Consider the following 12499-nt stretch of genomic DNA (forward strand, 5'->3'; position numbering starts at 1 on the left):
GCACCACGGGCTGCGGCGTTCAGGGACCAGAAGCCACAAACCTGGGCATTGATCAGCGCATGTGTAGGCGGAGAGCTGCGAACCGGGGTGTTGTCCGTCCACCGCCGTGGCGGGCCGCCGTACCGTTGCGGAAAGGGCGGCAAGAGCGGCGGAAGGTGACGGAGGGCGGGCTCAGAGTTGCGGAGGAGCCGCGATCCCGAGCAGTCCGAGGCCGGTCGCCAGCGTCGAGGCGGTCAGTGCGCACAGCGCGATCCGGTTTCCCCGCAAGGGTTCGGGTGACTTGAGCACGGGGCACCGTTCGTAGAAGGCGGTCACCGCCTGTGCGAGCTCGAACAGGTACGTGCAGAGCCGGTGCGGCTCGCAGCCGGCCGCGACGCCCGCGACGACGTCGCCGAAGCCGTCCAGCCGCAGGATCAGCGCCCGCTCCACGTCCTCCAGCGGCGCGTCGGCCCGCACCGGTGGCACGGCGGAGCCGGCCTTCGCCAGCACCGACCGCAGCCGTGCGTGCGCGTACTGCAGGTACACGCTCGTGTTGCCGGTCAGCGCCATCATCCGGTCCGGGTCGTACAGGTAGTCGCGGGTCCGGCTGGTGGACAGGTCGGCGTACTTCACCGCGCCGATCCCGACCTCCCGGCCCCGTTCGGCGAGCTCCTGGGCGGGCAGCGACGGGTTCTTCGCCGCGACGACCGCCGTGGCCCGCTCGACCGCCTCGCCGAGCAGCCCGACGAGCGGGGCCGTGTCGCCGGCCCGGGTCTTGAACGGCCGTCCGTCCGCGCCCAGCACCACCCCGAACGCGGCGTGCACCGCCTCGACCTCCGGCGGGAGCCAGCCGGCCCGCCGTGCCGTGTCGAACACCATCCGGAAGTGCGGCGCCTGCCGGGCGTCGACGACGTAGACGATCCGGTCGGCCCGCAGGGTCGTGACCCGGTGCCGGACGGCGGCCAGGTCGGTGGCGGGGTACCCGAACCCGCCGTCGCTCTTGCGCACGATGAGCGGCGCGTCGGCGCCGTCGGCGAACACGCACAGCGCCCCGTCGCTGACCCGGGCCACGCCCGCGGCGGCCAGGTCCCCGGCGACGCCGGCCAGCATCGGGTTGTAGCTGCTCTCCCCGGCGATGTCGGCGGCGGTGAGCAGGACGCCGAGCCGCTCGTACACGTCGGAGAAGTAGCGCGTCGACTCCTCGACCATCGCGTGCCAGACGGCAAGGCTGCCCGGGTCGCCGCCCTGCAGCGCCACGACCCGCGCCCGCGACCGCGCCGCGAACGCGGGGTCGGCCTGGAACAGCGCGTACGCCGCCTTGTACCGCTGCGTGAGCGCCGCCGTGTCCGCCGGGTGCTCCGCCAGGTACTGGATGAGCATCCCGTACTGGGTGCCCCAGTCGCCGATGTGGTTCTGCCGCACGACGGTGCCGCCGAGGTGGGTCAGGACCCGGGCGAGGGCGTCGCCGATGATCGTCGACCGGAGGTGCCCGACGTGCATCTCCCTGGCCACGTTCGGATGCGAATAGTCCAGCACCGTCCGGACGCCGGTCTCCGGCAGCCCGACCCCGAGCCGCGGGTCGGCGAGCCGCTCCGCGACCCGGCCGAGCAGCGCCTCCCCGGTCAGCGTGACGTTGAGGAAGCCGGGCCCGGCGACCCGCACGTCCGCGACGATGCCGCCGGGCAGCCCAGTGGCGACCTCAGCGGCGACCTCAGCGGCGAGCTGCCGCGGGGGCCGCCGCAGCGGCCGGGCGAGCGCCAGGACGCCGTCGGCCTGCAGGTCGGCGTGCTCCGACAGGCGGACCTGAGGGTCGAAGCCGGCCGGGACGGACGGGAGGGCGGCGGTGATCCGGGCGGCGAGCAGCGCGGCGAACGACGGCACGACCATCGTGAGACTCCAGACGAGGAAGGCAGAGGCGGGGACGGACGGCGGTGTGGTTACCGTCGTCGTCGCGTGGCCGCGCTCGTCGTCGTCATGGTCCGTCCACCATAACCGCGGATTCCAGTAGGGTCGCCGCATATTCTCGCGACGGGTCAGGCTCGGCATGCTGGCGGTCGCCATCGGCCTGGTCACGGTCGGTGTGCCACCGCTGCTGCTGCCGCGCGACCGCAACCCGTCGCCCTCAGCCGCTCCCGCAGCGGTTGCTCCGCCTGTACCGGCGGCCGGCGCCTCGCCGTCCGCGGTCGGCAACTCGGGTGGGTCTGCGGCGCAGTCGCAGCCCGCGTCCCCGGTTGCTCCAGCGGCGTCCCCGTGCGGCACCGCCGGCAGCGCCAGGCCAGCCTGCACCGTCTACGGCGCCGCCGTCGGCACCGGATGGAGCGTCCGCAGCGTCGGGGTGAAGGTCGTCACCGACGGCGTCGTGCCCGGCACCGACCAGGTGGCGCTGCGGGTCGAGCCGAAGGAGAAGACCGCCGCCGTCGCCCTCGTCGCCGCCACCCCGGTGGCCGCGACCCGGCTCACGTTCCGCGTCTACGGCGGCCGCGTCCACGGCACGGTCCTGCGCGTGACGGTGTCCGCGACACCCGACCCGGCCGGCACGCGCCGCCCGCCAGGCCGCGCTCGTCGCCCACTGCATCAACGGCGGCCGCCAGTGCAACGGCTACGGCATCGACCAGCACAAACCGTGATCGGCGCGGTGGGCCCGGCGGCCGCTCAGGACGGGGCGAGCCCGGTGGCGTAGGCGAGGATCACCAGCTGCACCCGGTCGCGGACGCCGGCCTTCGCGATCGCCCGGGTCACGTGGGTCTTCGCGGTCAGCGGGCTGATGAACAGCTCCCGCGCGATCTCCTCGTTGGACAGCCCGGCGGCGACCAGCCGGACCACCTCGACCTCCCGCGGGGTCAGCCCGGCGAGCCGGTCGTCGGGCACTCCCGACGGCCCGGCCGGACGGTGCGCGAACTGCCCGATCACCCGGGCCGTGACGCTCGGCGACAGCAGCGCCTCGCCGGCCGCCACGACCCGGACCGCGCGGCGCAGCTCGTCGGGCTCGACCTCCTTGGTGAGGAAGCCGCTCGCGCCGGCCCGCAGCGCCGCGAACACGTTCTCGTCCGTCTCGAACGTCGTCAGGATCACGACCCTCGTCCCGGCGAGCTCCCGGTCCGCGACGATCCGGCCGGTCGCGGCGATCCCGTCGAGGCCGGGCATCCGGATGTCCATCAGCACCACGTCGGGCCGCAGCCGCCGGGCCTCCCGGACCGCCTCGTCGCCGGTGGACGCCTCGCCGACGACCGTGATGTCCCTCGTGCGCCGCAGCAGGCTGCTGAACCCGGCGCGTACGAGGGCCTGGTCGTCGGCGAGCAGCACGTTGACCGTCATGCGGGAATTGTCGCGTGCACGGTGAAACTCCCGTCGCCCCGCGTGGTGAGCGACCCGCCGAGCGCCTCGACGCGCTCGCGCATCCCGGTCAGCCCGTGCCCTTCGGCCCGCCGGGAGCCCGCGCCGTCGTCGGTGACCGTCACCTCCGTCACCGGCCCGTAGCGGACGTCGACGGTGACGGTCCGCGCGCCGGCGTGCCGGACCGTGTTCGTCAGCGCCTCCCGCACCACCAGGCCGATCGCCGTGCGGACCGGCAGCGGCGCGTCCCCGCCGGCGACGGTGAGCCGCGCGTCGAGCCCCGCCTCGCGTACCTGCGACACCAGCGCCGCGAGGTCCAGCGGCTCGGCGGGCGGCCGGCGGTCGTCGCGGAGCACCCCGACCAGCGAGGACAGGTCGCCCATCGCCTTGCGGCGTACGTCCTGGGCCAGCCGCAGCGCCTCCCGGGCCTCGTCCGGCGCGCTGTCCAGGGCGTCCGCGGCCACGTTCAGGTGCACCCCGACGACGGTCAGCGTGTGCGCCACCGTGTCGTGCACCTCCCGCGCGACCCGCAGCCGCTCCTCGGCCCGCTGCTGCTCGATCGCCGTCCGCGTCCAGCGCTGCCAGCTGCCGGCCGCGACGGTCACGGCGAGCGCCGCCGTCAGCCACAGCGCGTCCGGCCCGACGTGCTGCAGCGTCCGCACCGCGCCGTGCTGCAGCACCGTCCACTCCAGGTTGAACGCCGTGACCGCGTGGACGGCCCCGATCGCGACGACGACCCGCAGGCGCGGCTTGGGGGCCAGCGTCGCCGACACGTACAGCAGCGTCACCGGCCACAGCCAGCCGCCCGTCGTCAGCTCCGCCACGCGCATCGCCACGACGCTGCAGATGCCCGTCACCAGCCCGGTGATCGGCCACCGCAGCTGCGTCCAGAGCAGTGCGGCCAGGGTCGTGGCGAGCGGCAGCGACCCCTCCGCGAGGTGCTCGCCGGACCCGCTGAGCACGGCGATGAACGTGACCGCGGCGAACGCGGCGACCATCTTCCTCTTCGTCATGGTGCCGAACGCTATGAGCGCGGCGTCGCCAGTTCGTCGTCCGCGTGGAGGCACCGTCCCGTACACCAAATGGAGTATCAGGCAGCAGGCTGACGCATGCCCGCCGTCTCTGGTTAGCGTTTCGGCCCATGGAGCACCGCTGTGGCAAGCATGCCGTCCTGGCCAACCCGGCGTCGCGCATCCCGATCTGGATGGAGTGCGCCGTCCACCGCTACACCCCGTACCAGATCGACCGCCGCTTCGCCGTCATCGTGAGCCTGGACTTCTCCTTCGAGGAGACCGCCAACCTCTCCTGGATCATCGAACACGGCATGCTCTGAGGCCGGCGCTACGCCCGCGCCACCCGTCCGCCGGCCCTGTCGCCGGTCCCGTCGCGTGACAGGACGCCCGTGACGATGAGGAACAGCGCGGCGATGTAGGTCACCATGACGACCAGGTTGCGACCCGGGAAGCCCAGACCGGCGGCGCCCAGGCCGATCAGCAGGTCGGAGAGCAGGAACAGGAAGCCGCCGGCGGCGACGACGGGGGAGACCGACCACGCCGCGGCCGCCATCGCGCTCAACGCCAGGCTGTACACCAGGATCGGCACCCGCAGATCGCCCAGCGACGGCCAGAGCACGGCGTTCAGCACGGCCCACAGGATCCCGTAGCCGAGCGCGACGAGCCGGCGGGGACGGCCGTGCCGCAGGAAGGCGACCAGGAAGCAGATCTGCGTGCCGAGGAAGCACGCCATGCCCAGCAGGAAGGGCACGGTGCCCGGCACGAGGAGCGCCACGTCGCCCGCGGTCGCGAAGACCAGCCCCCACCCGACGAGGCAGAAGCGTCCGAGGTGCCAGAGCAGCAGCGGCGCGAGGAGCGGCTTGGCGACCCACTGCAGCGGCTCCCACGACAGCGCGACGCCCGTGAGCTCCACCGCCGCGGCGGCGAAGAAGAGCCAGAGCTTCATGCGGCCGGCTGCCAGCCGGGACGGCCGAACACGAACCGCAGCCGCTGCCGCCACGTGGCCGCCGTCCGCACGTCGCGCCAGATGTCGCGGTACTCGTGGGTGGCGACACGCAGCGGGTTGTAGGTGCCGATGTTCTTCGTCAGGCCGTAGACGACGCGGGCCTCTTCCGGCTCGAACGTGCCGAAGAGCCGGTCCCAGATGATGAGGATGCCGCCGTAGTTGCGGTCCAGGTACTCGGGGTTGGCGCCGTGGTGGACCCGGTGGTGCGAGGGGGTGTTCCAGAACCACTCGATGAACGCCGGCAGGCGGCCGACCCGCTCGCTGTGCAGGAAGAACTGGTAGGCGAGGCTGATCGACTGCTGCAGGAACACCATCCACGGCGGGATGCCCAGCAGCGGCAGGAACAGCCAGAACGGGGTGGCGGTCATCGGCGTCCAGCTCTGCCGCAGCGCCGTGGACAGGTTGAAGAAGACGCTCGAGTGGTGCACGACGTGGCCGGCCCAGAAGACGCGGACCTCGTGGTGCAGCCGGTGGAACCAGTAGTACGCGAAGTCGTCGGCGAAGAACAGCAGCACCCACGTCCACGGGCTGGTCGGGTCGAGCTTGAGCGGGGTGAGGACGTAGAGGCCGGCGAACGCGAGCGCGACCAGGATCTTCCACGGCACGCCGATGATCTGGCTGCCGAGGCCCATGGACAGGCTGGTGGTGGTGTCGCGGACCTCGTAGCCGCGCTCCTCGTCGTCGGGCAGGAAGCGGTACGAGACCGCCTCCATGACGATCAGCAGCAGGAACGCGGGCACGGCGTAGAGCACGGCGGGGATCATGCTCGGGTCTCCTTGCGATCCGAGAGCGGGGCGGTGAGCAGGGCCTGGGCCTCGGCGAAGGCCGAGTCGGCGGCGCCGGCGGTGATGTGCGCGCCGAGCCGGCGGTGCCCGGCGACGTCGAGCAGCTCGGCGGTGCGCAGCGTGGGCGGGACGTGCCCGACGGCGAGCGCGCCGCTGACGAGGCTGTTGAACGCGAGGAGGTACGCGACGTTGCCGCTGCCGGCCACGATCGCCCGCCACAGCGCGATGTTCGCCTCGCCCATGCGGTCCAGGTCGGGCGCGGCGGCGGCGACCGCGTCGACGCAGGCGGTCACGTGTTCCTTCGCGGCTGGTGTACCGCGCAGCGCGCACAACCTGGCGGCGTCGGCGCCCAGGCAGGCGCGCATCTCCATCATGTCGCGCACGAGGGTGCCGACCGGCAGGATGTCGCCGCTGGACATGGCGAGGTCGAGGCCGGCGTGCGCCCGCCAGTCGAGGACCCGGGTCGCGCCGCCCTGGCTGACCTTCACCAGGCCGAGCTGCTGCAACCGCCGCAGCGCCTCCCGGACGGCGTGCCGGTTCACCTCGAACGTCGCCGCCAGGTCCCGCTCGCTGGGGAGCGCGGACTCGGGTGCGTAGGCGCCGCTGAGGATCGCGTCGCGCAGCTGCGCGAACACGTGGTCGGACACGGAGCTGCGCGGGGCCGGCGTCAATGTCACGCGGTGACTGTCTCACACATCAACTGGTTGGACCAGTGGTGCCACAACAGCAGAAAACCGGGAGCCGCTACTGCGTGAGCTGGTCGACGATCTTCTGCGCGGTGGTGGCGTGCTTGGCGTACGCGCTGGCGAAGGCGCTGCGCTGCACGGCCTGGGCGGCGCCGGTGACGCTCATCGACTGCCAGCCGGAGACCTTCATCAGCCTCGTGTAGAACTTCGCCGACGCGATCGCCGGGTCCATCAGCTGCTCGACGGTGCCCCAGATGCTGACCCGCTGCTGGAAGATGCCGATCGAGTCGTAGTTGGTGCCGCTGCCCTCGTGCGGGAGCTTCAGCGACGCGGGGACCTTCGGGTTGGCCATGTTCTTCAGGTACGTCTCCTGCAGCGCGGTCGCGATCGCCACGACGTACGCGCGCTCGGGCAGCCCCATCTGCCGGCCGACCTCGATGACGATGAACGCGTTGTTGGTCGCCGCCTGGGTCAGCCCGGCGACCGGCTTCGGCACCAGGGACGCGCCCGGGGCGGAGGCCAGCTCGACCCCGCGGGCCGCGTTGGCCCGGGCGTTCGTCTCGTAGAACTTGGCGGCATCGAAGGAGGTGTCGTCGGTGACCGCCGCCGGCTCCTCCGGGAAGATCGCCCAGGAGACACCGACGCTGACCAGTGAGGCGACGAGAGCGACCGCAGCAAGCAGCGCCATCCTGCTGAAATGCAGGCGGCGTGCGGCGGCGGGCCTACGCCGGGGGGTGGCGCCACGCACCGCGCAAGCTTAGGGAACGCGGCGCCCCATCCGGTAGTCGTCTTAACAAAACCTAAGGAACGCTGATCAGTCCGCGACGCTTGAGTAGCGGCTCGATCAACGGATCGCGACCGCGGAACGCCCGGTAGACCTCCATCGAGTCCGCGCTGCCACCCTTGGCGAGCAGTCCGTCACGGAACGCGTCCCCGAGCTCGCGGCGCAGGCCGCCCTGCTCGGTGAGCCAGTCGACGGTGTCGGCGTCGAGGACCTCGCTCCAGATGTAGGAGTAGTAGCCGGCGCTGTACGCGGCGCCGCTGAAGATGTGCGCGAAGTACGCGGTCCGGTAGCGCGGCGGCACGAACGGCACCGCGACGCCGGCCCGCTCCAGCGCCGCTGCCTCGAAGGCGAGCACGTCGGTGACCGCCTCGGCCTCCTCGACGGTCAGCGTGTGCCAGGCCAGGTCGAGCAGCGTGGCGGCCAGGTACTCGGTGGTCGCGAAGCCCTTGTTGAACTGCTCCGCGGCCTGCAGCCGCTCCACCACCGGCTGCGGCAGCGGCTCGCCGGTCCGGTGGTGCGTGGCGTAGTTGGCCAGGACCTCCGGCCACAGCATCCACACCTCGTTGACCTGCGACGGGTACTCGACGAAGTCGCGCGGCACCCGCGTGCCGGCGAACTTCGGGAAGTGCACCTGCGAGAAGAGGGTGTGCAGCGCGTGGCCGAACTCGTGGAACAGGGTGCGGACCTCGTCGAGCGTCAGCAGCGTCGGCTCGCCCTCCGGCGCCCGGTTGATGTTGAGGTTGTTGACGACGACCGGCGCGGTGCCGAACAGCCGCGACTGCGGCACGAGCGCGTTGGCCCACGCCCCGCCGCGCTTCGACGGCCGGGTGAAGAAGTCGCCGATGAACAGCCCGAGCGGCCCGCCGTCGCGGTCGAAGACCTCGAAGACGCGGGCGTCGCCGTGGTACGCGGGAAGGTCCGGCCGCTCCTGGAACCGGATGCCGTACAGCTGGCCGGCGGCGTGGAAGACGCCGTCGCACAGCACCCGCTCCAGCTCGAAGTACGGCCGCAGCTCCGCCTCGTCGATCGCGTAGCGGTCCCGGCGGATCTGCTCGGTGTAGTACGCCCAGTCCCACGGCTGCAGGGTGAACGCGTCGCCGATCGCCTCCTGCAGGTCCTCGGCCTCGATCCGGGCGTTGGCGACCGCGGCCGGGGCGAGCTTCGCCAGCATCTCCTGGACCGCGTCGACGCTGCGGGCGGTGTTGTCGGCGATGTTGTAGGCCGCGTGGTGTTCGAAGCCGAGCAGCCGCGCCCGCTCCGCCCGCAGCCGCACGATGCGCAGCACCAGAGCGGTCGTGTCGTGGTCCCCACCCGCGGAGCCGCGGCCGACAGAGGCGGTGTGCAGCCGCTCCCGGACCTCGCGGTTGTGCAGCGACGCGAGCGCCGGCTGGGCCGTCGGCAGGATCAGGTTCAGCGCATACCCGCCGGTCAGGCCCCGGTCGCGGGCGGCGACCTCGGCGGCGGCGACCGCGTCGGCGGACAGCCCGGCCAGGTCGGCGGCGTCCTCGACGACGGCGGCGGCGGCCTTCATGCCGTCGCGGACCTTGTTGCCGAACTCGGTCGCGAGGGCAGCCAGCTCCGCGTTGAGCTCCCGGAGCCGCACGTGCTCCTGCTCGGACAGCCGCGCCCCGGCCCGGACGAACTCGGTGTGGTACCGCTCCAGCAGCCAGGCCGGCTCGGCGTCGAGGGCGAGGGCGTCGCGCTGGGCGTACAGCTGCTCGATGCGCTCGAAGAGCCGGCGGTCCAGCATGATCGCGTCGCCGTGCGCGGACAGCAGCGGCACCACCCGCGACTCGATCTCCTGCAGCTCGGGGCTGGTGTCTGAGCTGGTGACGTTGAAGAACGCGGCCGACACCCGCTGCAGGACGCGCCCGGAGCGCTCCAGCGCGACGAGGGTGTTGTCGAACGTCGGCGGCTCCGGCAGGCTGGCGATGGCTTCGACCTCGGCCCGCTGCTCGGCCATGCCCCGCTCGAACGCGGGCAGGTAGTGCCCGGTCTCGATGCGGTCGAAGGGCGGCAGCTGGTATGGCAGGTCACTCGCGGCGAAGAACGGGTTGTCCGTGGTCACGTACCGACTGTATCGGGACGGATGTTTTCCGGCGGTCCGTGCAACCGATCGGACAGCCGGACCCGTGAGTTACGCATGACGGATCGGGACACGGCGTTCGCCGAGTACTTCGCCGCGCGGTCGGACGCGATGCGCGGCACGGCGTACCTGCTGTGCGGCGACTGGCACCGGGCCGAGGACCTGACGCAGGTGGCGTTCACCAAGTTGTACGTGGTGTGGGACCGGGTCAGCCGGCACGAGGCCCTCGACGGGTACCTGCGGCAGACGCTCTTCCGGGTGTTCCTGGACGATCGCCGGCTCGGCTGGTGGCACCGGGTGCGGGTCACCGACCGGCCGCTGGACGCCGTCAGCCACGACCGGGAGCCCGACGACCGGATCGCGCTGCTCGCCGCCCTCGCCACCGTGCCGGCCAGGCAGCGGGCGGTCCTGATCCTGCGGTACTGGGAGGACCTGTCCGTCGAGGAGACGGCGGCCCTGCTCAGCTGCACCACCGGCACCGTGAAGAGCCAGGCCGCGCGGGGGCTGCAGACCCTTCGCACGCACTTGCAGACCAGCAGCCACTCGCAAGCGACGAGGACGCAGACATGAACGAGGACGACTTCCGGGTGTCGCTACGCGACGCCCTCGACAGCTCCACCCCGCCGCCGCCGATGTCGCCGGCGGTGGCCGTCACCACCGGCCGCCGGGCGGTCCGCCGCCGCAACCTGGTCGCCGGCGGTGCCGGCCTCGGGGTGACCGCGGTCGTCGCCGCCGTGGCGGTCGCGGTCGCCGGCGGCGGGCCCGGTGCGGGCGCGCCGCTGCAGGTGGGGGCGCCGGGGCAGACGCCGCCGCCCGCCAACGCGTCCGGGACCGTCACCGCGCCCGGGGCGGGCACCGAGACCAAGGAGGTCTGGCCGACCGGCCCCGACGGGCAGCCGCAGCAGGACCGCACCGCCCGCGCCGGCCACAAGTTCGACCAGGGCGAGCAGCTCATGCGGGACCTCCTCGCGATCGTGCCCGCGGCGTACACGGCACTGGACAACCCGGGCACCGACCAGCTGGTCTCGTCACGCATGTCGCAGGCCCAGTACGAGGGGAAGGTCGGCGGCAAGGACGCCTGGTCCTACCTGGCCAGCACCCAGCTCGGCAAGGACGGCGGCGTCGGTCAGCTGCTGGTCACCGTGTACGAGCCGGGCCTGGTCGCCGCGACCGGGGACGCCTGCGCGGTCGCGGGCGGGTTCTGGACCGCCCCGGCGAGCTGCAAGCTGGTGACGACGACGGCCGGGGTGACCGTCGGCGTCGCGACCGGCGCCCCTGGCCGCGACTTCGACCAGTGGGCGGCCTACCGGTACCCCGACGGCACGGTGGTCTTCCTGGCCCAGGCGAAGTCGGACGACCGGCCCGGCGGCGGCGACAGGAGCCTCGCCGCGCTACCGCTGCCCGAGGACCGGCTCGCCGCCCTCGTGGCCGACGAGCGGTTCCACATCAAGGCCTCGTGACACAGGGCCGGGTGGCAGCAGCCGCCCGGCCCCGTACGCGAGACCCGCGCCGAGGGTGTTGACCAGCACGTCGTCGGTGGCGGTGACCCGGCCCAGGTCCAGGACGTACTGGAGCAGCTCGACGGTTGCCGAGCCGGCGGCCGCCAGCAGCAGCACCGGGCCCAGGGTGAGCCGCGGCCAGCGCAGCGGGGCGAACGCGCCGAACGCCGCGAAGACGAGCAGGTTGCCGACGATCTGCACGGCGGCCTCGGCGAACCCGGACGCGAGGATCCCGCCGAGGCCGCTGACCGGGTCCAGGTGCACCCGACGCGCGTGCGACGACGGCGTGAGGATCATCCAGATCCACGGCAGCGTCCCCGACACCGACGCGACCAGGCCGAACGTCCGCCGCCGGTCGGGGGAGCGGCGCCGGGCGACGAGCCACCACAGCCCGCCGAGGACCAGGAAGACCGCGAGGACCGTGAGCCAGCGGAGCATCAGTGCGCGTGGGCGGGGACGCTGGCCGTCAGGCTGTCGGCGAGGACGGTGATCTCGTCGCCGGGGCAGTAGTCGAACCGGATCCGCACCTCGTCGCCGGGGAGCACCTCGACCGGCTCGCGCATCGGCACGACCAGGTAGTTCATGGTCCAGTCGACGGAGCCGGGCGGCTCGTACAGCAGCGACAACAGGTTCTTGGTGATGACGCGCACCGCGTTGACCACGGCCGGCCGCTCCGCGACGAAGGTCAGGTCGCCGACGCAGTCGTGCGGCAGCGGGTCGGTGTAGAAGAACTGCTGGAACACCTGCGGCGGGGCGGCCTCGACGGTGCGCGGCTGGAGGTTCTCCGGCAGCTGGAACACCGGGGCCGGCACCGTGTAGCCGAAGTACGTGAAGTCCTGCTCGACCGGCTGCACCGCCTGCACGCACGCCTCGGGCACGAAGCGCGGCAGCGGCCCGCCGATGTGCCGCAGGTAGCGGCGCTTGAAGCTGTTGATGACCTCGATCTGCCGCTCGCGGAGCAGGCCCACGTGCAGCATCTCGCACAGCACCACGTCGACCGGCTCCTCGGGCAGGTAGTCGCGGGCGTCGGCGTGCACGACGGTGACGGCGTCGCCGACCGCCGCCCGCAGGGCCGCCCGGGCGGTCGTGAAGACCCGCGGCTCGCGCTCGATCGCGGTCACGGTGGCGCCCTGCCGGGCGGCGAAGAAGGACAGGACGCCGGTCCCGCAGCCGAGGTCGAGGACCCTGGACCCGGGCTGGACGGTGTGGGCGATCGCGCCGGCGAAGGCTTCCATCCGGCGGTCGTCGGACAGCAGCAGCGCCTGGTACTGCAACGGGATCACGTCCGCCGGGAACCCGAGGTGCTCCAGCTCCAGGTGTTCCATGTG

14 protein-coding genes are annotated in these 12499 nt (G+C 72.8%); 4 read left to right on the top strand and 10 right to left on the bottom strand.

All coding sequences use genetic code 11. The features are described 5' to 3' along the window. Positions 1-171: 171 nt before the first annotated feature. Positions 172-1866: an arginine--tRNA ligase gene (gene argS, locus ACQEVZ_RS34570; protein WP_433374300.1), complete on the bottom strand. Its 1695-nt coding sequence runs from the start codon at positions 1864-1866 to the stop codon at positions 172-174. Between the two features lie 157 nt (positions 1867-2023). Here argS and ACQEVZ_RS34575 point away from each other — a divergent pair, with 157 nt between their 5' ends. Next, complete coding sequence (locus tag ACQEVZ_RS34575) at positions 2024-2659, top strand: hypothetical protein (protein ID WP_433374303.1); 636 nt, start codon at positions 2024-2026, stop codon at positions 2657-2659. On the opposite strand, the gene ACQEVZ_RS34580 is transcribed toward ACQEVZ_RS34575, so the two are convergent. Both ACQEVZ_RS34580 and ACQEVZ_RS34585 read right to left on the bottom strand, forming a co-directional pair. Further along, complete coding sequence (locus ACQEVZ_RS34580) at positions 2632-3294, bottom strand: response regulator transcription factor (RefSeq protein ID WP_344506078.1); 663 nt, start codon at positions 3292-3294, stop codon at positions 2632-2634. The two genes, ACQEVZ_RS34575 and ACQEVZ_RS34580, sit on opposite strands and share 28 nt — an antisense overlap. Further along, entirely contained in the window at positions 3291-4325 is a 1035-nt protein-coding gene (locus tag ACQEVZ_RS34585; protein ID WP_433374306.1) for a sensor histidine kinase, read from the bottom strand. The genes ACQEVZ_RS34580 and ACQEVZ_RS34585 overlap by 4 nt, the downstream gene beginning before the upstream one ends. Positions 4326-4453: 128 nt before the next feature. Here ACQEVZ_RS34585 and ACQEVZ_RS34590 point away from each other — a divergent pair, with 128 nt between their 5' ends. After that, positions 4454-4645, top strand: a complete 192-nt coding sequence (locus ACQEVZ_RS34590; protein ID WP_433374309.1) for a hypothetical protein — start codon at positions 4454-4456, stop codon at positions 4643-4645. 8 nt (positions 4646-4653) lie between these two features. Here the strand turns inward: ACQEVZ_RS34590 and ACQEVZ_RS34595 are convergent, their stop codons facing one another. From ACQEVZ_RS34595 to ACQEVZ_RS34615, 5 genes are all read right to left on the bottom strand, one after another. Further along, complete coding sequence (locus tag ACQEVZ_RS34595) at positions 4654-5271, bottom strand: lysoplasmalogenase (protein ID WP_433374312.1); 618 nt, start codon at positions 5269-5271, stop codon at positions 4654-4656. After that, the gene (locus ACQEVZ_RS34600) at positions 5268-6095 is read right to left on the bottom strand and encodes a sterol desaturase family protein (protein ID WP_344506082.1); all 828 of its coding nucleotides are present in this window, start codon (positions 6093-6095) and stop codon (positions 5268-5270) included. The genes ACQEVZ_RS34595 and ACQEVZ_RS34600 overlap by 4 nt, the downstream gene beginning before the upstream one ends. After that, positions 6092-6793: a FadR/GntR family transcriptional regulator gene (locus ACQEVZ_RS34605; RefSeq protein ID WP_354891257.1), complete on the bottom strand. Its 702-nt coding sequence runs from the start codon at positions 6791-6793 to the stop codon at positions 6092-6094. Before ACQEVZ_RS34605 ends, ACQEVZ_RS34600 begins: the two co-directional genes overlap by 4 nt. A gap of 67 nt (positions 6794-6860) precedes the next feature. After that, on the bottom strand, positions 6861-7490 hold the full coding sequence (locus tag ACQEVZ_RS34610) for a hypothetical protein (protein ID WP_344506084.1): 630 nt from the start codon (positions 7488-7490) through the stop codon (positions 6861-6863). 112 nt (positions 7491-7602) lie between these two features. After that, positions 7603-9654, bottom strand: a complete 2052-nt coding sequence (locus ACQEVZ_RS34615; RefSeq protein WP_433374316.1) for a M3 family metallopeptidase — start codon at positions 9652-9654, stop codon at positions 7603-7605. A 75-nt stretch (positions 9655-9729) separates the two neighbouring features. Between ACQEVZ_RS34615 and ACQEVZ_RS34620 the strand changes: the two genes are divergently transcribed. Together ACQEVZ_RS34620 and ACQEVZ_RS34625 are read left to right on the top strand one after the other, a co-directional pair. Next, a complete protein-coding gene (locus ACQEVZ_RS34620; protein ID WP_344506086.1) occupies positions 9730-10242 on the top strand; it encodes a SigE family RNA polymerase sigma factor in 513 nt (170 codons plus the stop codon). Beyond that, complete coding sequence (locus ACQEVZ_RS34625) at positions 10239-11132, top strand: hypothetical protein (RefSeq protein WP_433374320.1); 894 nt, start codon at positions 10239-10241, stop codon at positions 11130-11132. The genes ACQEVZ_RS34620 and ACQEVZ_RS34625 overlap by 4 nt, the downstream gene beginning before the upstream one ends. On the opposite strand, the gene ACQEVZ_RS34630 is transcribed toward ACQEVZ_RS34625, so the two are convergent. Continuing rightward, positions 11064-11609 (bottom strand): VanZ family protein, encoded by a 546-nt coding sequence (locus tag ACQEVZ_RS34630; protein ID WP_344506088.1) that lies wholly within the window; start codon positions 11607-11609, stop codon positions 11064-11066. The two genes, ACQEVZ_RS34625 and ACQEVZ_RS34630, sit on opposite strands and share 69 nt — an antisense overlap. Continuing rightward, positions 11609-12496, bottom strand: a complete 888-nt coding sequence (locus tag ACQEVZ_RS34635; protein WP_433374323.1) for a methyltransferase domain-containing protein — start codon at positions 12494-12496, stop codon at positions 11609-11611. The genes ACQEVZ_RS34630 and ACQEVZ_RS34635 overlap by 1 nt, the downstream gene beginning before the upstream one ends. Positions 12497-12499 lie beyond the last annotated feature (3 nt).

Source organism: Dactylosporangium sp. CA-152071 (assembly GCF_050936335.1).
Lineage (GTDB): Bacteria > Actinomycetota > Actinomycetes > Mycobacteriales > Micromonosporaceae > Dactylosporangium > Dactylosporangium maewongense.